The 20443-nt window shown below is 71.1% G+C and carries 23 protein-coding genes and 1 riboswitch; of the genes, 10 read left to right on the plus strand and 13 right to left on the minus strand.

Translation table 11 applies throughout. The features are described from left to right. Window positions 1-2 precede the first annotated feature (2 nt). On the minus strand, window positions 3-353 hold the full coding sequence (locus AB0M63_RS44105; RefSeq protein WP_355922386.1) for a hypothetical protein: 351 nt from the start codon (window positions 351-353) through the stop codon (window positions 3-5). A 51-nt stretch (window positions 354-404) separates the two neighbouring features. Then, a riboswitch (TPP riboswitch) is annotated at window positions 405-517 on the plus strand. Between AB0M63_RS44105 and thiO the strand changes: the two genes are divergently transcribed. The 5 genes from thiO (at window position 515) to AB0M63_RS44130 (ending at window position 5611) form a co-directional block, all read left to right on the plus strand. Beyond that, window positions 515-1669, plus strand: coding sequence for a glycine oxidase ThiO (gene thiO, locus AB0M63_RS44110; protein ID WP_366023349.1), 1155 nt, complete (start codon window positions 515-517; stop codon window positions 1667-1669). (Overlaps the previous riboswitch by 3 nt.) Beyond that, window positions 1666-1866 carry a sulfur carrier protein ThiS gene (gene thiS, locus AB0M63_RS44115; RefSeq protein WP_355922381.1) on the plus strand — a complete coding sequence of 67 codons (201 nt, stop codon included), beginning with the start codon at window positions 1666-1668 and terminating at the stop codon, window positions 1864-1866. Before thiO ends, thiS begins: the two co-directional genes overlap by 4 nt. Window positions 1867-1870: 4 nt before the next feature. After that, on the plus strand, window positions 1871-2665 hold the full coding sequence (locus tag AB0M63_RS44120; protein ID WP_366023350.1) for a thiazole synthase: 795 nt from the start codon (window positions 1871-1873) through the stop codon (window positions 2663-2665). A gap of 104 nt (window positions 2666-2769) precedes the next feature. Then, entirely contained in the window at window positions 2770-4704 is a 1935-nt protein-coding gene (pknB, locus tag AB0M63_RS44125; protein WP_366023351.1) for a Stk1 family PASTA domain-containing Ser/Thr kinase, read from the plus strand. A 34-nt stretch (window positions 4705-4738) separates the two neighbouring features. Next, a complete protein-coding gene (locus AB0M63_RS44130) occupies window positions 4739-5611 on the plus strand; it encodes a deoxyribonuclease IV (protein ID WP_366023352.1) in 873 nt (290 codons plus the stop codon). Window positions 5612-5623: 12 nt separating this feature from the next. On the opposite strand, the gene AB0M63_RS44135 is transcribed toward AB0M63_RS44130, so the two are convergent. Then, window positions 5624-6238: a sulfite oxidase-like oxidoreductase gene (locus AB0M63_RS44135; RefSeq protein ID WP_366023353.1), complete on the minus strand. Its 615-nt coding sequence runs from the start codon at window positions 6236-6238 to the stop codon at window positions 5624-5626. A 158-nt stretch (window positions 6239-6396) separates the two neighbouring features. Here AB0M63_RS44135 and bfr point away from each other — a divergent pair, with 158 nt between their 5' ends. Continuing rightward, window positions 6397-6873 carry a bacterioferritin gene (gene bfr, locus AB0M63_RS44140; RefSeq protein WP_328831942.1) on the plus strand — a complete coding sequence of 159 codons (477 nt, stop codon included), beginning with the start codon at window positions 6397-6399 and terminating at the stop codon, window positions 6871-6873. Between the two features lie 13 nt (window positions 6874-6886). Here the strand turns inward: bfr and AB0M63_RS44145 are convergent, their stop codons facing one another. Both AB0M63_RS44145 and AB0M63_RS44150 read right to left on the minus strand, forming a co-directional pair. Next, window positions 6887-7111, minus strand: coding sequence for a (2Fe-2S)-binding protein (locus AB0M63_RS44145; protein WP_355922350.1), 225 nt, complete (start codon window positions 7109-7111; stop codon window positions 6887-6889). 147 nt (window positions 7112-7258) lie between these two features. Continuing rightward, window positions 7259-8611, minus strand: a complete 1353-nt coding sequence (locus AB0M63_RS44150; protein ID WP_355922348.1) for a class II 3-deoxy-7-phosphoheptulonate synthase — start codon at window positions 8609-8611, stop codon at window positions 7259-7261. A 96-nt stretch (window positions 8612-8707) separates the two neighbouring features. Here AB0M63_RS44150 and AB0M63_RS44155 point away from each other — a divergent pair, with 96 nt between their 5' ends. Together AB0M63_RS44155 and AB0M63_RS44160 are read left to right on the plus strand one after the other, a co-directional pair. Beyond that, entirely contained in the window at window positions 8708-8776 is a 69-nt protein-coding gene (locus AB0M63_RS44155) for a trp operon leader peptide (RefSeq protein WP_355922438.1), read from the plus strand. A gap of 94 nt (window positions 8777-8870) precedes the next feature. Further along, a complete protein-coding gene (locus AB0M63_RS44160) occupies window positions 8871-10751 on the plus strand; it encodes an anthranilate synthase family protein (RefSeq protein WP_366023354.1) in 1881 nt (626 codons plus the stop codon). A 65-nt stretch (window positions 10752-10816) separates the two neighbouring features. Here AB0M63_RS44160 and AB0M63_RS44165 read toward each other — a convergent pair whose 3' ends face one another. The 4 genes from AB0M63_RS44165 to AB0M63_RS44180 form a co-directional block, all read right to left on the minus strand. Further along, window positions 10817-11845, minus strand: a complete 1029-nt coding sequence (locus AB0M63_RS44165; RefSeq protein ID WP_356063714.1) for a 6-phosphofructokinase — start codon at window positions 11843-11845, stop codon at window positions 10817-10819. A gap of 133 nt (window positions 11846-11978) precedes the next feature. Further along, window positions 11979-12656, minus strand: a complete 678-nt coding sequence (locus AB0M63_RS44170) for a response regulator transcription factor (RefSeq protein WP_355922339.1) — start codon at window positions 12654-12656, stop codon at window positions 11979-11981. Further along, window positions 12653-13870 (minus strand): DUF5931 domain-containing protein, encoded by a 1218-nt coding sequence (locus tag AB0M63_RS44175; RefSeq protein ID WP_366023361.1) that lies wholly within the window; start codon window positions 13868-13870, stop codon window positions 12653-12655. The genes AB0M63_RS44170 and AB0M63_RS44175 overlap by 4 nt, the downstream gene beginning before the upstream one ends. Window positions 13871-13900: 30 nt before the next feature. Then, window positions 13901-14647, minus strand: coding sequence for a lysophospholipid acyltransferase family protein (locus tag AB0M63_RS44180; protein WP_355922436.1), 747 nt, complete (start codon window positions 14645-14647; stop codon window positions 13901-13903). A 191-nt stretch (window positions 14648-14838) separates the two neighbouring features. Here AB0M63_RS44180 and AB0M63_RS44185 point away from each other — a divergent pair, with 191 nt between their 5' ends. After that, window positions 14839-15651, plus strand: coding sequence for an alpha/beta fold hydrolase (locus AB0M63_RS44185; RefSeq protein WP_355922433.1), 813 nt, complete (start codon window positions 14839-14841; stop codon window positions 15649-15651). Continuing rightward, complete coding sequence (locus tag AB0M63_RS44190) at window positions 15644-16246, plus strand: hypothetical protein (protein ID WP_366023355.1); 603 nt, start codon at window positions 15644-15646, stop codon at window positions 16244-16246. The genes AB0M63_RS44185 and AB0M63_RS44190 overlap by 8 nt, the downstream gene beginning before the upstream one ends. Before the next feature lie 6 nt (window positions 16247-16252). On the opposite strand, the gene AB0M63_RS44195 is transcribed toward AB0M63_RS44190, so the two are convergent. The 5 genes from AB0M63_RS44195 to AB0M63_RS44215 form a co-directional block, all read right to left on the minus strand. Next, window positions 16253-17011: an endonuclease/exonuclease/phosphatase family protein gene (locus AB0M63_RS44195; RefSeq protein WP_366023356.1), complete on the minus strand. Its 759-nt coding sequence runs from the start codon at window positions 17009-17011 to the stop codon at window positions 16253-16255. An 80-nt stretch (window positions 17012-17091) separates the two neighbouring features. Continuing rightward, window positions 17092-18045, minus strand: coding sequence for an ROK family glucokinase (locus tag AB0M63_RS44200; RefSeq protein ID WP_355922328.1), 954 nt, complete (start codon window positions 18043-18045; stop codon window positions 17092-17094). Between the two features lie 54 nt (window positions 18046-18099). Further along, complete coding sequence (locus tag AB0M63_RS44205) at window positions 18100-18585, minus strand: DUF5304 domain-containing protein (protein ID WP_355922325.1); 486 nt, start codon at window positions 18583-18585, stop codon at window positions 18100-18102. Window positions 18586-18670: 85 nt separating this feature from the next. Then, window positions 18671-19840 carry an ArsA family ATPase gene (locus tag AB0M63_RS44210; protein WP_366023357.1) on the minus strand — a complete coding sequence of 390 codons (1170 nt, stop codon included), beginning with the start codon at window positions 19838-19840 and terminating at the stop codon, window positions 18671-18673. 42 nt (window positions 19841-19882) lie between these two features. Next, entirely contained in the window at window positions 19883-20347 is a 465-nt protein-coding gene (locus AB0M63_RS44215; RefSeq protein WP_355922319.1) for an SRPBCC family protein, read from the minus strand. Window positions 20348-20443 lie beyond the last annotated feature (96 nt).

A 20443-nucleotide genomic window follows, 5' to 3' on the forward strand; every position in this document is an offset into this window, starting at 1 on the left:
AGTCAGGGGGCGCGTTCAGTGACCTGTTCCACAACACTCGTCCCGCTGCCCGCCTGCGACTCCCACTCCCAGGTCTCCTCCAGGCGGACGCGTCCGTCGGGCAGCTCGACGACTTCGGACACGCAGTGTCCGCAGGACGTCGTCCCGTCCCGCTTCAACTGCACGTACCGGAAGTCGAGCCGGTCCCCCGCGCGCGTGCCGACGAGATGCCCGCGGACGACGTCGCCGCCCGCGTACTCGGCCCAGATCTCGCCGCCCTTCTCGTGGTAGGCGAACCGGGTGCGCGTCCCGACCTGACCCGGTGCCTGGTCCGCGACGGGCGCGAGGACGAGACCGTCGAGCGAGCGGGCCATGAGCGGAGGCTCCCTTACTGAGACATACGGCACGGGCTAGGGTGGCCAACGTAAAGCACTCGCGGGAGTCCGGACGTACCGGGCTGAGAGGGAGGCTGGCCGGCCTCCGACCGTACGAACCTGATCCGGGTCATGCCGGCGAAGGGAGGGGCTGGACGCCCATGCCTACACGTACGTCAGACGTCCTCGTCGTCGGGGGCGGAATCATCGGCCTGGTCACGGCCTGGCGGGCGGCGCAGCGCGGGTTCGCCACCGCCGTGGTGGACCCCGAGCCGGGCGGCGGGGCCGCCCAGGTGGCCGCCGGCATGCTGGCCGCCGTCACGGAGCTGCACTACGGCGAGCAGACCCTGCTCGCCCTCAACCTGGCCTCGGCGCACCGCTACCCGGACTTCGCTGCCGAGCTGACCGACCTCACCGGGCTGGACCTCGGCTACCGGCGCTGCGGCACGCTCGCCGTCGCCCTGGACGCCGACGACCGCGCCCATCTGCGGGAACTGCACGCGCTGCAACGCCAGTCGGGGCTGGACTCCGAGTGGCTTTCCGGACGTGAGTGCCGACGCCTGGAGCCGATGCTCGCGCCGGGCGTGCGCGGGGGGCTCAGGGTCGACGGCGACCACCAGGTCGATCCCCGGCGGCTGGCCCGCGCCCTGGTGGCCGCCTGCGAGCGGGCGGGGGTCGCCTTCCACCGGACCTGGGCCGAGCGCCTCACGGTCGTACGGGAGCGGGCCGCCGGAATCGTCACGCGGGACGGAGAAGCGCTCGGCGCGGACCAGGTGGTGCTCGCGGCCGGCAGTCTCAGCGGGCGGCTGGAGGGGGTCCCCGAGGACGTCCTGCCGCCCGTACGGCCCGTGAAGGGGCAGGTGCTGCGGCTGACCGTGCCGGAGCGGTACGCGCCCTTCCTGAACCGCACCGTGCGCGCCGTGGTGCGCGGCAGCCAGGTCTATCTGGTGCCGCGCGAGAACGGCGAGCTGGTCGTCGGCGCGACCAGCGAGGAGCTGGGCTGGGACACCACGGTGACCGCCGGCGGTGTCTACGAACTGCTGCGCGACGCCCATGAGTTGATCCCGGGCATCACCGAACTCCCGCTCACCGAGACCCGGGCCGGGCTGCGCCCAGGCTCGCCCGACAACGCGCCGCTGCTCGGCCCGACCGGACTGCCGGGGCTGCTGCTGGCCACCGGGCACTACCGCAACGGCGTGCTGCTCACCCCGGTCACCGGTGACGCCCTCGCGCACGCGCTGGCCACCGGTGAACTGCCGGACGAGGCGCGCCCGTTCACCCCGAAGCGGTTCGCCCTCACGGAGTCGCGCGTATGAACGTCTCCGTCAACGGGGAGCCCCGGGAGATCGCTCCCGGCACGGCTCTCGACACCCTCGTGCGGTCCTTGGCCCCGTCGCCCTCCGGTGTGGCCGCCGCCCTCAACGAAACCGTCGTCCCGCGCGCGCAGTGGCCGTCGACGCCCCTCTCCGAGGGAGACCGCGTCGAGGTCCTCACCGCCGTCCAAGGAGGCTGAACCCATGGCCGACGACCCCTTCGTCCTCGGTGGCACGAACTTCACGTCCCGTCTGATCATGGGCACCGGAGGCGCGCCCAGCCTCGATGTCCTGGAGCGCGCGCTGGTGGCCTCCGGAACGGAGCTGACGACCGTCGCGATGCGGCGTGTAAACGCCTCCGTGCACGGTTCGGTGCTGTCCGTCCTGGAGCGGCTCGGTATCCGGGTGCTGCCCAACACGGCGGGTTGCTTCACCGCAGGCGAGGCCGTGCTGACGGCCCGGCTGGCGCGGGAGGCGCTCGGGACGGCCCTGATCAAGCTTGAGGTGATCGCGGACGAGCGGACCCTGCTGCCCGACCCGATCGAACTGCTCGACGCCGCCGAGACCCTGGTCGACGACGGGTTCACGGTGCTGCCGTACACGAACGACGATCCCGTGCTGGCGCGGAAGCTGGAGGACGTCGGGTGTGCGGCGATCATGCCGCTGGGCTCGCCGATCGGCTCCGGGCTCGGTATCCGCAACCCGCACAACTTCCAGCTCATCACCGAGCACGCGCGCGTGCCGGTGATCCTGGACGCGGGCGCCGGTACGGCGTCGGACGCGGCGTTCGCGATGGAGCTGGGGTGCGCCGGTGTGATGCTCGCCTCGGCGGTGACCCGGGCGCAGGAGCCGGTGCTCATGGCCTCGGCGATGCGGAGCGCGGTGGAGGCGGGACGGCTGGCGTTCCGGGCGGGGCGTATCCCGCGCAGGCACTTCGCCGAGGCGTCGTCCCCCGCGGAGGGCCTGGCCCGGCTGGACCCGGAGCGGCCGGCCTTCTGAACACCCGCTCCACAGCGTGGGATCCGTCACAGCTCGGCTGCAGTACCGCCCCGATCCTGGCCGAAAAGGCGGTGCTGTCAGCCTCGGCTCGTACACTCACCTGCGTGGATACGACCCTTCATGACCCTCTCGTCGGGCAGTTGCTCGACGGCCGGTATCGCGTCGACGCGCGGATCGCCGTCGGCGGGATGGCCACGGTCTACCGGGCCGTGGACACCCGCCTGGACCGAGTCCTCGCGCTCAAGGTGATGCACCCGGGGCTGGCGGCCGACGCCTCCTTCGTCGACCGCTTCATCCGCGAGGCCAAGTCGGTGGCACGGCTGGCGCACCCGAACGTGGTGCAGGTCTTCGACCAGGGCGCCCAGGGGTCGTACGTCTATCTGGCGATGGAGTACGTCGCCGGCTGCACCCTGCGGGACGTGCTGCGCGAGCGCGGGGCGCTCCAGCCGCGGGCCGCCCTCGACATCCTGGAGCCGGTGCTGGCCGCGCTGGGCGCCGCGCACCGGGCCGGGTTCGTGCACCGGGACATGAAGCCGGAGAACGTGCTCATAGGGGACGACGGCCGGGTCAAGGTCGCCGACTTCGGGCTGGTCCGCTCCGTGGACACGGTCACCAGCACCACCGGGGCCGTCCTCGGCACGGTGTCGTATCTCGCGCCGGAGCAGATCGAGGGCACCACCGCCGACCCCCGGGTCGACGTGTACGCGTGCGGTGTCGTCCTCTACGAGATGCTGACCGGCCAGAAGCCGCACGACGGGGACTCCGCCGCGATCGTGCTCTACAAGCATCTGCACGAGGACGTCCCGCCGCCCTCGGCCCTCGTCCCCGGGCTGGCGTACGAGCTGGACGAGCTGGTCGCCACGGCCACCGCGCGCACGCCGGACATCCGGCCCTACGACGCGGTCGCGCTCTTCGGCCTGGTCCGCGAGGCGCGGTCGGGGCTGAGCACCGAGCAGTTGGACGCGGTCCCGCCGCAGGCGCTGACCTCGGAGCATCCCAACTCGGAGAACCGTACGAGTGTGATCCCGCGCTCGCTCACGGTGCCCCGCCCGCTGCCCGTCAACGAGGACGACGAGCCCGGTGACCCGTTCAACCGGACCAGCCGGTTCGAGAGCGGTCCCCCGCTGCCGCCCCGGCGGCGCGATGCTCGACGGCCCCGGCGCGGACTGCTCGCGATCGTCGCCGCCGTGCTGCTGATCCTCGGGGTCGGCGCGGGCGTCTGGTACATCAACTCCGGCCAGTTCACCAAGGTCCCGCCGCTGCTGGCGAAGACCCAGGCGCAGGCGAAGGAGCGGCTGGAGGAGGCCGGTCTCGACGTCAAGACGGTCAAGCACGCCTACAGCGACACGGTGAAGCGCGGCACGGTGATCAGCTCCGACCCGGAGTCGGGCGCCCGCATCCGGGACAACGACTCGGTGACCCTGACCATCTCGGACGGCCCGGAGACCGTGAAGGTGCCCGACCTGACGGGCTACCGCCTGGACAAGGCGCAGGCCCTGCTGAAGCGGGACGGGCTGGCGGCCGGCATGGTCACCAGGGAGTTCAGCGACGACGTCCCCAAGGGCTTCGTGATCGGCACTGCCCCGGAGGCGGGCACGAAGCGTCACGCGGGCTCCGCGATAGCCCTGACCGTCAGCAAGGGCAGCGCGGTGGACGTGCCCGACGTCACCGGCGAGGACCTGGACGACGCGAAGTCCGACCTCCAGGACGCCGGTCTCACGGTGAAGGTGTCGGCCACCGAGGTCACCTCGGAGTACGACGCGGGCCAGGTCGCCCAGCAGACCCCGGCCGGCGACAGCCAGGCCGCCGAGGGCGACACCGTCACGCTGACCGTGTCCAAGGGCCCGGAGATGGTCGAGGTCCCGAGCGTGGTCGGCGCGAGCGTCGACGCAGCGACGAAGCTCCTTGAGCAGTCCGGCTTCAAGGTCAAGGAGGACCGCGGTCTGCTCGGCCTGTTCGGCGACACCGTCAAGAGCCAGTCCGTGGACGCGGGCGAGCAGGCTCCCAAGGGGTCGACGATCACGATCGAGATCCGGTGACGGGGGTGTCCCGCGCGCGTGACACCCTGGACGTGTGAGCAGCCAGTTCCCCTCCCGCAACCCCGTCGGCGGTCATGTCCCCGTGGCCGGCGGCCTGAACTCCGTAGGTCTGTCCTACGCCCGTGACCTCAAGGCCGAGACCGTGCAGGTCTTCGTCGCCAACCCGCGCGGCTGGGCCACCCCGGTCGGAAACCCGCGGCAGGACGAGGAGTTCCGCGCGGCCTGCGAGGCCGGGTCGATCCCGGCGTATGTGCACGCCCCGTACCTGATCAACTTCGGCTCGCACACCGAGGCGACCGTGGAGAAGTCGGTCGACTCGCTGCGGCACTCGCTCAGGCGGGGACGGGAGATCGGCGCGCTCGGCGTGGTCGTGCACACCGGGAGCGCGACGGGCGGCCGGGAGCGGTCGGTGGCCCTGGCGCAGGTGCGGGAGCGTCTGCTGCCGCTGCTGGACGAGCTGACCCACGACGACGACCCGTTCCTGCTGCTGGAGTCCACGGCCGGGCAGGGGGCCTCCCTGTGCTCACGGACCTGGGACTTCGGGCCGTACTTCGAGGCGCTGGACGCCCATCCGAAGCTCGGCGTCTGCCTGGACACGTGCCACATCTTCGCCGCGGGACACGACCTGACCGGCCCGTCCGGCATGCACCAGACCCTCGACCTGCTGGTGGACACGGTCGGCGAGGGCCGGCTGAAGCTGATCCACGCCAACGACTCCAAGGACGTCGTCGGCGCCCACAAGGACCGCCACGAGAACATCGGCTCCGGCCATATCGGCGAGGACCCGTTCCGCGCGCTGATGACCCACCCGGCGACCGCGGGCGTACCGCTGATCATCGAGACGCCCGGGGGCAAGGAAGGGCATGCGGCGGACGTGGAGCGGCTGAAGAAGCTCAGGGACTCGTAGTCCCCGAGGGACTCACAGTTCCGGGCCGTCCTCCGGCCCTTCCTGGTACGAGTACCGCTGCTCCCGCCAGGGATCCCCCACGTTGTGGTAGCCCCGCTCCTCCCAGAACCCGCGCCGGTCCGCCGTCATGTACTCGACGCCCCGAACCCACTTCGGGCCCTTCCAGGCGTACAGGTGGGGGACGACCAGGCGGAGCGGGAAGCCGTGTTCCGCGGTGAGGAGTTCGCCGTCCTTGTGGGTGGCGAACATGGTGGCTTCGGAGGCGAAGTCGGCGAGACGGAGGTTGGCGCTGAAGCCGTACTCCGCCCAGACCATGACATGGGTGACGGCCGGCGCGGGTGGGGCCGTCTCCAGGATGGTGCGGGCGGGGATGCCGCCCCATTCGGCGCCGAGCATGCTGAACTTCGTGACGCAGTGCAGATCGGCCACAACCGAGGCGTAGGGCAGGGCCGTGAACTCGTCGTGGTTCCAGGAGTGCTTGGCGCCGTCGGCGGTGGCGCCGAAGACGCTGAACTCCCAGCGCTCGGGGCGGAACTTGGGCACCGGGCCGTAGTGGGTGACCGGCCAGCCGCGCTGGAGCCGCTGGCCCGGCGGCAGCTCGGACTGTTCGACCCCTCTCTGACCCATGACTCCATCCTGACAGACGGGGGGCGGTGCACATGACCGGCTCTGGGCGGATTCGGGCAACTCCTACTAAGCATGCACTTACTGGACGACGTCTTCGCGCCGGTGCAATCATGCGGCGCAACCCGCCAGTTACCCCCGTTCTGGAAGGAGCCTCTGCAATGCAGGGCGACCCCGAGGTCCTTGAATTCCTCAACGAGCAGCTCACCGGCGAGCTGACCGCGATCAACCAGTACTGGCTGCACTACCGCATCCAGGACAACAACGGCTGGACCAAGCTCGCCAAGTACACGCGTGAAGAGTCCATCGACGAGATGAAGCACGCGGACAGGATCACCGAGCGCATCCTGATGCTCGACGGTCTGCCGAACTACCAGCGGCTGTTCCACGTCCGGGTCGGCCAGACGGTCACCGAGATGTTCCAGGCGGACCGGCAGGTGGAGGTCGAGGCGATCGACCGGCTCAAGCGGGGTATCGAGGTGATGCGCACGAAGGGCGACATCACCTCCGCGAACATCTTCGAGGACATCCTGGAGGACGAGGAGCACCACATCGACTACCTCGACACCCAGCTCCAGTTGATCGAGCAGCTCGGCGAGGCGCTCTACATCGCGCAGCAGATCGAGCAGCCCAGCTAGAGCCCGCCAGGTCCTAGGCGGCTTCCTCCAGGGCGCCGAACACCGGCGCACCCTCCTCCACGAGATCGCGGCGCGGACAGTTGCCGCGGCCGAGGATCGCCTGGATACGGCGGACGCACGAGCCGCAGTCGGTGCCGGCCTTGCAGGCCGAGGCGATCTGGCGGGGCGTGCAGGCACCGGAACCCGCGTGCTGTTGGACCTGCGCCTCGGTCACCTGGAAGCAGCTGCAGACGTACACGCGGATTCACCTCCCGCCGGGATCTTGATAAGGCTAACCTAACCTTACCCGGCACTCGGGAACCGCAAAAGTGGAGTGGGGCGCGGATCGTATGTGATCCGCGCCCCACTTCATCTGCAGGTAACAGGCGAACCCGTTACTGATCTGCTACTGGTCCCTGTACATCTCCGCGACGAGGAACGCCAGGTCGAGCGACTGGCTGCGGTTGAGGCGCGGGTCGCAGGCCGTCTCGTAGCGCTGGTGCAGGTCGTCGACGAAGATCTCGTCGCCGCCGCCCACGCACTCGGTGACATCGTCACCGGTCAGCTCGACGTGGATGCCGCCCGGGTGGGTGCCGAGACCCTTGTGGACCTCGAAGAAGCCCTTGACCTCGTCGAGCACGTCGTCGAAGCGGCGGGTCTTGTGACCGGAGGCCGCCTCGTAGGTGTTGCCGTGCATCGGGTCGGTGATCCAGGCGACGGTCGCGCCGGACGCGGTGACCTTCTCCACCAGCTCGGGCAGCTTGTCGCGGACCTTGTCGGCGCCCATGCGGACGATGAAGGTCAGCCGGCCGGGCTCGCGGTCGGGGTCGAGACGCTCGATGTACTGCAGCGCGTCCTCGGCCGTCGTGGTCGGGCCGAGCTTGATGCCGATCGGGTTGCGGATCTGGGAGGCGAACTCGATGTGCGCGCCGTCCAGTTGGCGGGTGCGCTCGCCGATCCACACCATGTGCCCGGAGACGTCGTAGAGCCTGCCGGTGCGGGAGTCGACCCGGGTCAGGGCCGACTCGTAGTCCAGCAGCAGCGCCTCGTGCGAGGCGTAGAACTCGACGGTCTTGAACTCCTCCGGGTCCGTCCCGCAGGCCCGCATGAAGTTCAGCGCGTTGTCGATCTCGCGGGCGAGCTGCTCGTAGCGCTGGCCGGACGGGGACGACTTCACGAAGTCCTGGTTCCAGGCGTGCACCTGGCGCAGGTCGGCGTAACCGCCGGTGGTGAAGGCGCGCACCAGGTTGAGCGTGGAGGCGGACGCGTTGTACATCCGCTTCAGGCGCTCGGGGTCCGGGATGCGGGCCTCTTCGGTGAAGGCGAAGCCGTTGACGGAGTCGCCGCGGTAGGTCGGCAGGGTCACGCCGTCGCGGGTCTCGGTGGGCTTGGAGCGCGGCTTGGAGTACTGGCCGGCGATCCGGCCGACCTTGACCACCGGCACCGAGGCCGCGTACGTGAGTACGGCGCCCATCTGGAGCAGGGTCTTCAGCTTGTTGCGGATGTGGTCGGCGGACACCGCGTCGAAGGCCTCGGCGCAGTCGCCGCCCTGGAGGAGGAACGCCTCTCCCTTGGCGACGGCCGCCAACCGGGCGCGCAGCTGGTCGCACTCGCCCGCGAAGACGAGCGGCGGATACGACGCGAGGTCCGCGATCACTGCGCGCAGAGCCTCGGTGTCGGGGTACTCGGGCTGCTGCGCCGCGGGCAGGTCTCGCCAGGTGTTGCCAGCGCTGGCGCTGGTCTTAGCGTTCACGGTCACGGACCCAACATTACGGGGTCGTGTCGACCGGTTTTCGCACGGCTCGACAGGTGAGACACCGGCGCGCTCAGCTGCGCGTGGGGTAGGGTGCCTCGCATGTTCGCGCACTCGACCCAGAACACGATCCAGAACTGGTGGTGGACCGCTCATCCGGCGGCCCACTGACTGCGCGTACTCCCAGTACTTCGCGAAGGCCGCCCGAGGGGCGGCCTTCGGTGTTTCCGGGGCCGTTCCTCAACCCACAGATGGCAGAGGAACCATGGACCTGACACAGCTGCTGCACGACGACCGCCCCTTCGCCCTGCTGCGCCGCCGCACACCGGGCCACGACGAGAACATGGTCGAGCTCCTGCTCGGACCGGTCTCCTCCTACGACCGTCTCGCCGACCTCCCGGCCGAGGGCCTGGCCCTGATCCCCTTCCGCCAGATCCGCGAGCGCGGCTTCGACGTCCGCGACGACGGCACCCCCCTGACCTTCCTCACGCCCGAGGAGTCGTACGGCATCCCGCTCGCCGACGCCCTGGAACAGCTGCCCGCGCACGACGTGCGGGTCGAGGGCGGTGGCTTCGACGTCGACGACGAGGCCTACGGCGAGATCGTCGGACGGGTGCTGCGGGAGGAGATCGGGCGGGGCGAGGGCGCCAACTTCGTCATCCGGCGGACGTACGAGGGCGAGATCCCGGGGTACGGCAGGGCGGAGGCGCTGGCGTTGTTCCGGCGGCTGCTGGTGGGTGAGCGGGGCGCGTACTGGACGTTCGTCGTGCACACGGGCGAGCGGACGCTGGTCGGGGCGAGTCCCGAGGTGCACGTCCGGATGTCCGGCGGGACCGTCGTGATGAACCCGATCAGCGGGACCTACCGCTATCCGGCCGAGGGGCCGACGCCCGAGCATCTCCTCTCCTTCCTCGCGGACGGCAAGGAGATCGAGGAGCTGTCGATGGTCGTCGACGAGGAACTCAAGATGATGTGCACGGTCGGCGACATGGGCGGGGTCGTCGTCGGCCCCCGGCTGAAGGAGATGGCCCATCTCGCGCACACCGAGTACGAGTTGCGCGGCCGTTCCTCGCTGGACGTGCGGGAGGTCCTGAAGGAGACGATGTTCGCGGCGACGGTCACCGGGTCGCCGGTGCAGAACGCCTGCCGGGTCATCGAACGGCACGAGGTCGGGGGGCGCGGCTACTACGCCGGTGCGCTGGCGCTGCTCGGCCGTGACTCCGGCGGCGCGCAGACCCTCGACTCCCCCATCCTGATCCGCACCGCCGACATCGACCCGGCCGGGCGGCTGCGGGTCCCGGTCGGCGCCACGCTCGTCCGCGGTTCGGACCCGGCGGGCGAGGTCGCGGAGACCCACGCGAAGGCGGCGGGAGTGCTGGCCGCGCTGGGCGTCCGACCGTCCCGGCCGCGCGGTGAGGACACGCGGCCCCGGCTCGCCGACGATCCCCGGGTGCGGGCCGCGCTCGACGGGCGCCGGTCCTCCCTCGCCCCCTTCTGGCTGCGGATGCAGGAGCGGTCCGAGGAGCTGAGCGGGCACGCGCTGGTCGTCGACGGGGAGGACACCTTCACGGCGATGCTCGCGCATGTGCTGCGCTCCAGCGGGCTGGACGTGACCGTGCGGCGGTACGACGAGGAGGGGCTGCGGGAGGCGGTGCTCGCGCACGAGGGGCCGGTGGTGCTGGGCCCTGGACCGGGCGACCCCTCCGACACGGCCGACCCGAAGATGCGTTTCCTGCGGGCGCTCACCGCCGAGATCGTCCGGGAGAACCGGCACGGTGTCCTCGGGGTGTGCCTCGGGCACGAACTGATCGCGGCGGAGCTGGGGTTGGAGATCGTACGGAAGGAGGTTCCGTACCAGGGAGCGCAGACGACGGTCGACCTGTTCGGGCGGGAGGAGACCGTCGGCTTCTACAACAGCTTCGTGGCGCGCGTCGACGACGAGGCGCTCGGCGAGCTGGCCGCGCACGGGATCGAGGTGAGCCGGAGTGCCCAGGGCGAGGTGCACGCGCTGCGCGGGCCCGGATTCGCCGGGGTGCAGTTCCACCCGGAGTCCGTGCTGACGCTCGACGGGGCCGCGGTCGTACGGGAGTTGGTGGGTCAGCTGCGCGGGACGAGCACGTTCTCGGAGCGGCGGCCCGCCGTGTAACGGGCCTCGTCCTCGAACGCCGGACGGGCTGAGATGCCCGACCGGCGTCGAAGCGTGGACGAACCTCAGCCGAAGAACACCCCGACCTCGTCGTACAGCTTCGGGTCGACCGTCTTCAACCGCGCCGTGGCCTCCGCGATCGGGACCCGGACGATGTCCGTGCCGCGCAGGGCGACCATCTTGCCGAAGTCCCCGTCGCGGACCGCCTCGATGGCGTGCAGGCCGAAGCGGGTGGCGAGCCAGCGGTCGAAGGCGCTCGGCGTACCGCCGCGCTGGATGTGGCCGAGGACCGTGGTGCGGGCCTCCTTGCCGGTGCGCTTCTCGATCTCCTTGGCCAGCCACTCGCCGACCCCGGACAGCCGGACGTGCCCGAAGGAGTCGAGGGTCCCGTCCTTGAGGACGACATCGCCGTCCTTCGGCATGGCCCCTTCCGCCACGACCACGATCGGGGCGTACGACGCCTTGAAGCGGGAGGTGATCCAGCCGCAGACCTGCTCGACGTCGAAGCGCTGCTCGGGGATGAGGATGACGTTGGCGCCGCCCGCGAGCCCGGAGTGGATGGCGATCCAGCCCGCGTGCCGGCCCATGACCTCGCAGACCAGGACCCGCATGTGCGACTCGGCGGTGGTGTGCAGCCGGTCGATGGCCTCGGTGGCGATACCCACGGCGGTGTCGAAGCCGAAGGTGTAGTCGGTGGCGGACAGGTCGTTGTCGATGGTCTTCGGTACGCCGACGCACGGCACCCCGTACTCGTCCGAGAGCCGCCCGGCCACGCCGAGGGTGTCCTCGCCGCCGATCACGATGAGCGCGTCGACCTCCTGCGCGGCGAGGTTGTCCTTGATACGGCGGATGCCGTCCTCCTGTTTCAGGGGGTTCGTCCGCGAGGAGCCGAGGATGGTGCCGCCGCGGGGCAGGATGCCGCGCACCGCGGGGATGTCGAGACGGACGGTGGCGCCTTCGAGCGGACCTCGCCAGCCGTCCCGGTAGCCGACGAAGTCGTAGCCGTACTCCTGCACGCCCTTGCGGACGATGCCCCGGATGACGGCGTTGAGTCCGGGGCAGTCGCCGCCTCCGGTCAGTACTCCTACGCGCATGGAAATATCCCTTCGCCGCAGTTCCCTGTGACAGCCACGCTAATGGTGATCCAGGTCACAGAGGGATGGGCGGGAAGGTCAATTCCAACATCAATTCCGTTGAATTGTCCGGTAGTTGATCTAGCAGCCGGGCCTACGCGTCGTCGAGGCCCCGCTCTATCGCGTACCGGACCAGCTCCACCCGGTTGTGCAACTGGAGCTTGCCCAGGGTGTTCTGGACGTGGTTCTGGACCGTGCGGTGCGAGATGACCAGGCGTTCGGCGATCTGCTTGTAGCTCAGGCCCTTGGCGACCAGGCGCAGCACCTCGGTCTCCCGGTCGGTGAGTTGGGGTGCCTTGGGCTCGTCGCTGCCGACGGCCGGTGCCGGGTCGGAGGCGAGGCGCCGGTACTCGCCGAGGACCAGTCCGGCGAGCCCGGGCGTGAACACCGGGTCGCCGACCGCCGTACGGCGGACCGCGTCCAACAGCTCTTCCGTGGAGGCCGACTTGAGCAGATAACCGGTCGCGCCCGACTTCACCGCCTCCAGTACGTCGGCGTGCTCACCGCTCGCGGAGAGGACCAGGACCCGCAACGCCGGGTTGGCGCCGACCAGTTCCTTGCAGACCTGGACGCCGGGCAGCACCGGCAGGTTCAGGTCGAGAACGAGGACGTCGGGGGCGGCGGCCCGCGCACGACGCACCGCCTGCTCGCCGTCCCCGGCGGTGGCCACCACGTCGAAGCCGGACTCGGCGAGGTCGCGGGCGACCGCGTCGCGCCACATCGGATGGTCGTCGACCACCATGACCCTGATCGGGTCCCGCTGCTCACTCATCGTGTTCCCGCCCTCCCCCGTGCCTTCGGTACTTTCAGCTCAACTTCCGTGCCCTGCCCGGGAATCGAGACCAGCTCGGCGCTGCCGCCGAGGTCCCGCAGCCGGCCCCGGATCGACAGGGCGACCCCGAGCCGCCCCTCCCCCTCGGCCTGCGCGAGCCGGCCCTCGGGGATGCCGGGTCCGTCGTCCCTTACGGTCACGACGACCTCCCCGGGCTCGTCCTCGACCAGGATCCAGGCACGGGCGTCCGCGCCGGCATGTCTGCGCACATTGTCCAGGGCGGCACCGACGGCGGCGGCCAGCTCCTTCGCGGCGGGCACGGGCAGCGGCACCGGGGCGCCGGGCTCGGCGAAACTCACCTTCGCGGCGGCGTACGGGGCGAGCAGCGTGCGCAGGTCCACCAGGCCGTCGTCGTCATCGGGTTCCTCTTCCACGGCTCTCACGACCGCGCCCTCCGCCGCGTCCAGCGACACCCGGGACGGCGGCACCAGACCGCCGGACACCAGGGTGCGCAGGGCGACCTCCTGCTCGCCCGCCATCCGGCCCAGCTCGCCCGCCTCGCCGCCGAGCACGGCACCGCGCCGCTGCACCATGGCCAGCACCTGGAGGACACCGTCGTGGATGTCCCGGGCGAGCCGCTCCCGCTCCCGGGTGGCGGCCTCGATCTCCAGGGCGCGGGCGAGGGTGCGCTCGGAGGCGCGGGCGACCTCCACGACGTAGCCGATGGCGATGGAGGCGACCCAGACGAGGACCACGTTGTGCACGGTGTCGCGGGCCGGGGAGCCGCGCTCGACCAGGTTGGCGAGGGCGACCGGTGTGGAGGCGAACGCGGCCCAGCGCCAGCCGCCCTTGATGGCGTAGGCGAGGACCGAGCCTGCGGTCCATATCGACGGCAGGGTGGGGCCGCCGCTCTGGATGTGGTGGTCGTCGGCCGCGACCGGGGTGAGGACTATGCCGATCAGAGCGATCGCGAGGTCGGCGGCGAGGAAGCGCTTGGTGCAGGCGACCGCGCTCTGCACCCGGGGCAGGGTGGCGAGCGTCCAGACGAACAGGACGACGTAGAAGGCGATGGCGATGCCCGGACGGTCGAACTCGTCGTAGGCGGTGGCGAACAGCCCGACCGCGTACAGCATGGTCAGTACGCGGTAGCCGCTCAGCGCCCGCCAGAGCGGCTGCTCGACGGACATCCTGACGACACGCACACCCTTGGCCAACTCCCCCACCCCCGACACAGACTGCCCCACCTAGGGGCTGGTCTGCTCCTTCTCTGCCTGCGCGAGCGCGGCCTTGGCCGCCTTGTCCGCTTCCTTCTCCGCCTTCGCCGCGTCCGCGATCCGCCGCTTGGCGGCCGTCGCGTAGATGTCGACGTACTCCTGGCCGGAGAGCTTCATGATTTCGTACATGACCTCGTCGGTCACCGCGCGGAGGACGAAACGGTCGTGCTCCATGCCGTTGTACCGGCTGAAGTCGAGCGGCTCGCCGATCCGGATGCCCGGGCGCATCAGCTTCGGCATGACCTTGCCGGGCGGCTGGATCTTCTCCGTGTCGATCATCGCGACCGGGATCACCGGCGCACCGCTGGCGAGCGCCACGCGTGCGAGGCCACCGGGCTTGCCGCGGTAGAGGCGGCCGTCCGGGGAGCGCGTGCCCTCCGGATAGATACCGAACAGCTCACCGCGCTCCAGGACGTCGATCCCGGCCTTGACCGCGGCCTCGCCCGCCCCGCGCGCACCGGAGCGGTCCACGGGAAGCTGGCCGGCGCCCTTGAAGAACGCGGCCGTCAGCTTGCCCTTCACCCCGGGCGTCGTGAAGTACTCGGCCTTCGCGATGAAGGTGACCTTGCGGTCCAGGACCGCGGGCAGGAAGAACGAGTCCGAGAACGAGAGGTGATTGCTCGCCAGGATCGCGGCGCCCTCGGCCGGAATGTTCTCAAGGCCCTCCACCCAGGGCCGGAAGGCGACCTTGAGCGGTCCCCCGATGGCGACCTTCATCGTGCCGTACAACAACCCAGTGCCTCCCGTGTCCGTCGATCAGACCTTAACCCGGAGCACCGTCAAAGGACCCGACGACCCTGGTCGGTGTCAGTGCGGTCGCGTACGGTTAACCGCACCTGGACTTGTTCCACACCCCTCGCACGACCACGCTTCATGAACACGCCCCTCTCATGAACAGGAGACCGAAGGTGCCGGTCCTCCCCGGAGCCGAGCCGTACCGCCACGAGGGCGGGGAGGTCGGAGTTCTCCTCTGCCACGGCTTCACCGGTTCCCCGCAGTCGCTGCGCCCCTGGGCCCAGTATCTGGCCGAGCGCGGCCTCACCGTGTCCCTGCCGCTGCTGCCCGGGCACGGCACCCGCTGGGAGGACATGCAGCTCACCAACTGGCAGGACTGGTACGCGGAGGTGGACCGCGAACTGCGCGCCCTGCGCGAGCGCTGCTCGCGGGTCTTCGTCGCGGGCCTGTCCATGGGCGGCGCGCTGGCACTGCGGCTGGCCGCGAAGCACGGCGACGAGATCAGCGGCGTCGTGGTCGTCAACCCCGGTATCAAGGTGCACGGCATCGCGGCGTACGCCCTTCCGGTGGCCCGCCACTTCGTGCGTACGGCGCCCGGTATCGCCAGCGACATCGCGAAGGAGGGCAGCGAGGAGATCGGGTACGACAAGGTGCCGCTGCACTCCGCGCACTCCCTGCGCAATTTCTTCCGGCTGGTCGACCGTGAGCTTCCGCAGGTCACCCAGCCGCTCCTGCTGCTGCGCAGTCCCCAGGACCATGTGGTTCCGCCGGCCGACTCGGCCCGTGTCCTCAGCCGGGTTTCCTCGGTCGACGTGACGGAGATCCTGCTGGAACAGAGCTACCACGTCGCGACGTTGGACCACGACGCGGACCGGATTTTCGAGGAGAGCTTCGGGTTCATCGGCCGGCTCGCACCCAGTGTCGGCAAGCAGGCGTCCGACACGGGCCGGGTGAGCGAGCAGGAAGGGACGGCCACAGGTGGCTGAGCACGACTCCGACCGCGAGGGCCTCGAACCGGACGAGCAGGGCGTCCCGTTCGACGAGGAGGCCGCGTGGGCCGCGATCGTCGCCGGGTACGGCGAGGAGCCCAAGGATCCGCCGGGCGCCAAGCCGTTCAAGTCGATCGAGGACCTGGCGCTGCTCGATCCCGAGAAGAACGACGAGCAGCCCAAGGCCGAGGAGCAGGACAAGGACAGGCCCAAGGACAAAGGCACGGAGGAGGAGCCGCCCGCCAAGCCGCTGGGCAGCTCGGTCTCCTTCGCGCCCGGTGTCGGCGGCCCGCGTGACTACACCGCGCCGGACTCCTCCGAGGACGATTTCGACGAGGACGACGAGGGCCACTTCGTGCCGCCGGAGCCGCCCCCGTTGCCGGCCGCGGACACCACGGCCAAGTTCGCCTGGCTCGGGGTGATCGGCGGCCCGATCCTCCTGCTGCTTGCGGTGCTGCTCGGCTGGGACATGACCTGGTGGCTGACGACCATCGGCGTCGGCGGCTTCCTGGGCGGCTTCGGCACGCTGGTGATGCGCATGCGGACCGACGAGGACGAGGGCGACGACCCCGGGCGCGGAGCCGTCGTCTAGGCGCTTCTAGTTCGCTGGGATTCTGAGGGCGGCGAGGACCGGGAAGTGGTCCGTGGCCGCCCTCACGTCTGTCTCCGTGATCCCCGGCAGCCCGAGCGGCACCCCGCAGCCGAGCACCTCGATGCCCTTCGAGGCGAAGATCGCGTCGATGCGCTGGAAGGGGTCGCCGGGGGTCCAGGTGTACTCGCCGCCCCAGGGTGCGGTGGCCCAGCAGTCCTGGAGATCCTCGGCCAGCCGCCCGAAGGTCCGGCCGTCGGGGCGGTCGTTGAGGTCGCCGCCCGCGATCGTGTGCTCCACGCCCATGCCGGCCAGCCGGTCGAGGAGCATGCCGCCCTGCTCGTACCGCTCGTCCTGGCGCAGGCTGAGATGGCAGCTCAGCACACCGAGCCGGACGCCCCCGAACCGTACGACGGCGGTCGCGAAGCCGCGCCGGTGCTCGCCGGGCGTCAGTGGCAGGAGCACGTCCTCGGTGCGCTCGACCGTGGCCCGCAGCGAGCACAGCAGGGCGGGGCCGGCCGAGGTGCCGCCGCCGCTGAGCACGACGAGGTCGGACGCGGAGGCCAGCCGGGCGAGCTTCTTGCGCCAGCGGAAGAAGCGGGGGGCTTCCTGGACCAGGACGAGGTCCGGGGCGCAGGCCCTGATCACCCGGGCCAGGGCGTCGGTGTCGTCGCGCATCGAGCGGATGTTGTAGCTCAGGACGCGGACGACGGCGGAACCGTCGGGTTCGGTGCGGGAGTTGGGGAGCAGCGGGGTCGAAGTCGCCATGCGGATCAAGATACGACGAAGCCCGCCGGCCTGAGAGAGGGGCACGGCGGGCTCATCACCTGAGACCCGGGTTCAGGGCACTACATGATCGGGTCGGGCTCCCGCGCCAGGTCGGCCGCGCCCACCATGCCCGCCTTGTTGCCCAGCTGTGCGGCGATCACGTCGGCGACCGGGCGCCAGTTGCCGCCGACCAGCCAGCGCTTGTAGGACTTGCGGATGGGGTCGAGGACCAGCTCGCCCTCGTCCGAGAGGCCGCCGCCGACGATGAACGCGGAGGGGTCGAAGAGGGAGGCCAGGTCGGCGAGGCCCGCGCCGGCCCAGCGGGCCAGCTCGCGGTAGGAGTCGACGGCCACCGGGTCGCCCTGCCGGGCGGCCATGGAGATGTGCTTGCCCTCGATGCCGTCGGGGCTGCCGTCGCCGAGGGACAGCAGGACCTCGGCGGCCTCGGGGGTGGCGTTGGCGCGCTGCTTGGCGTAGCGCACGAGCGCGCGGCCCGACGCGTACTGCTCCCAGCAGCCCTGCGAGCCGCAGCCGCACAGCAGGCCGTCCGGGACCATGCGGATGTGGCCGAACTCGGCGGCCACCCCGAAGTGGCCGCGGCGCAGCTTGTTTCCGATGATGATGCCGCCGCCGAGGCCGGTGCCGAGCGTGATGCAGATGACGTTGCGGTGGCCCTTGCCCGCGCCGAACTTGTACTCGCCCCAGGCCGCGGCGTTCGCGTCGTTCTCCACGACGACGGGGAGGCCCACGCGGGCCTCGACCTTCTCCTTCAGCGGCTCCTGGCGCCAGTCGATGTTCGGCGCGAAGTAGACCGTGGACCGCTGGCGGTTGACGTACCCGGCCGCACCGATGCCCACGCCGACGATCTCGTGCCCGGCGCGCGCTCCGTCGACGGCGGCGGCGATGGCGTCCACGATGCCCTCGGGTGTGCCCGGGGTCGGCACCTGGTGGGTCGAGAGGATGTTGCCTTCCTCGTCGACCACGCCGGCCGCGATCTTCGTGCCGCCGATATCGACGCCGATGGTGAGTCCCATGAATCCCTCAGTTTCGGTCGAGCCCCGCTACGGCCCACCGTACCCGAGGGGCCTCTAGTCCAGGTCGATGCGCTCACCCGGGCCGGAGTCGTCGCCGGGGTCGCGGAGCTTCTTCAGCTCGCTGTCGCGGGCCGTCCAGCGCTGCTCCTGGGCCTGGACGGCGGAGCGGTATGCGGCGAGGAGTTCGTTGCCCGCGGCCGCGAGGTGGTCGAAGACGTCCGGGTTGCGTTCTATGACGGGCTCGACGGCGGCCTTGGCCTGCTGGACGACCTGCTTGACCACCTGCTGGGCGGCCGGTCCGGCGACCTGGCCGAGCAGCGGGGACTGGAGGCCGGACAGCTTGTCCGCGACGGTGTCGACGAGCTTGCGCAGTTCCTCGGCGGCCGAGCCCGGGGGCGGGCCGTACTGGGTGCGGCGGCGGGCCTTCTCCGCCGCGAGGTCTTCAGCGGCCGCCGTCGCCCAGGCGTCGGCGTCGGTCGCCCGTACCTCGTCGAGCGCCTCTTCCTGGCCGGCGTCGGACGGGGGGAGCTCTTCGCTCATGACGGACTCCTGACTACGGTTCGTCTCTACGACGTTACCCGAACGGGCGTAGGTGCTTCACCGTCTCCGTGCCCACGAATACCGGTCACCTTGCCTGCGGCCACAGGCCGGGGTCGGGGGCGAAGCGGATGCGCAGTTCGCCCTCGCGCAGGGCGGCGCCGGCCACGGTGCAGCGGCGCAGGGCCGACGGGAGCGGCACGATCCGGCGGAACTGTCCGACGGCGACGACGAGTTCGTCGCCGCGGCGGACGAGGTCCAGCTCGTCGCGTATCGCGCCGGGCAGCGGGATGTGCCAGACCAGAACGCCGTCCTCGGCGAGCTGGTCCGTGACGGGCCACTCGACCGTGGAGCCGGTCGCGCCGGCTCCGGGCACGGCGAGCGCGGCGAGGTCGTCGGTGCCGCGCGGGTCGTGGCCGAGGTGGCGGACGGGCCGGACGTCGTACGTGCCCTGCCACTCGTCCAGGGACTTGCCCTGCTGGGCGCCGAGGCCGGCGAACCAGGTGTCCGCGACGGACTCGGGCAGCACCCGGTTGGCCACCAGCAGGTCGGGGCGCAGTCCGCGCAGCGCGAGGGCGAGGCCGGCCGCGCGGACGGCGTCGGCGCCGGCCGGTCCGGGCTCGGCGACCAGGCGTACGGCGGTGTTCCGGTCGGCGAGGACGGCTTCCACGGCGGCCAGTTCGACGTCCCAGCGGCCTGCCGTGTCGTAGAGCCACTCGGAGGGCATCGGGACGCCGGCGAGGCGGCCGAGGACCGGGCGCAGGGCGCGGGCGGCCTGTCGTTCTGCGGGCAGGAGGCGGCGCAGATAGCGGCGGAGCTCCTCGGGCAGGGCGAGGAGGGCGAGCGCGTGCGGGGTGGGCGGGAGGTCTACGACGAGCAGGTCGTAGGCGTCCGAGAGGGCCGCGTCGCGCAGGGCGCGCAGGAGGGCGAGTTCCTCGGCGCCGGGGAGCGGGGTGAGTTCTTCGGCGTCGAGGCGGGCGGCGCCGAGGAGTTCGAGGGCGGAGGCGGCGCGTTCCTGGAAGGCGGTGAGGTCGGCGCGGAAGGACTCGGTGGCGTCGGGCCGCCATGCGGTGAGGTGCTCGGCGGCCTCCACGGGCACCGCTCCCGTCACCACGCCCAGGGCGGCGCCGAGGGTGTCCGCGCGGTCGGCACCGAGGACGAGGGTCCGGGTCCCTTCCCGCGCGGCGGCCAGGGCGGTGGCGGCGGCGACCGTGCTACGACCGCTGCCGCCGGGGCCCGTGATCAGGAGAGTGCGCATAGGTGTCAACGCTACCCGGACGCGCGGTGCGGACGGGCCGGGCTACTTCTCGCCCGACTCCGCCGCCTGCTCGCCCGACTCCACGCGCTTCTTCAGTCCAGCCAGCGCCCGGTCGATGATGACCTTCTCGGCCTTGCGCTTGATCATGCCCAGCATGGGGATCTTGACGTCCACCGTCAGGAGGTAGGTGACCTCGGTGGTGCCCGCGGCCGTGGGCTTGAGGAGGTAGGAGCCGTCCAGGGAGCGCAGCATCTGGGACTTGACGAGGGTCCAGGACACCTCGTTGTCGCCGGTCCAGGTGTAGGCGAGGACCTGGTCGTCCTTGATCGCGCCGGCGTCCATGACGAGCCGGACCTGTTCGGCGCGGCCCCGCTCGTCGGTCTTGAGGACGTCCGCCTCCTTCACCTCGCCGGTCCAGTCCGGGTAGCGGGCGAAGTCGGCGATCACCTCCATGACGTCGGCCGGTGCCGCCTCGATCGTGATGCTCGAACTGGTGTGTTCCGCCATCGCTGTGGCTCCTCCAGATGCGGACCGGCAGGGCGTCGTGGTGCGCGTGTGCGTGCAGCGTGAAGGCTACCGCGCGGCCGACCGCCCCACTTCACC

It is taken from the genome of Streptomyces sp. NPDC051576, from assembly GCF_040681835.1.
Taxonomy (GTDB): Bacteria; Actinomycetota; Actinomycetes; order Streptomycetales; family Streptomycetaceae; genus Streptomyces.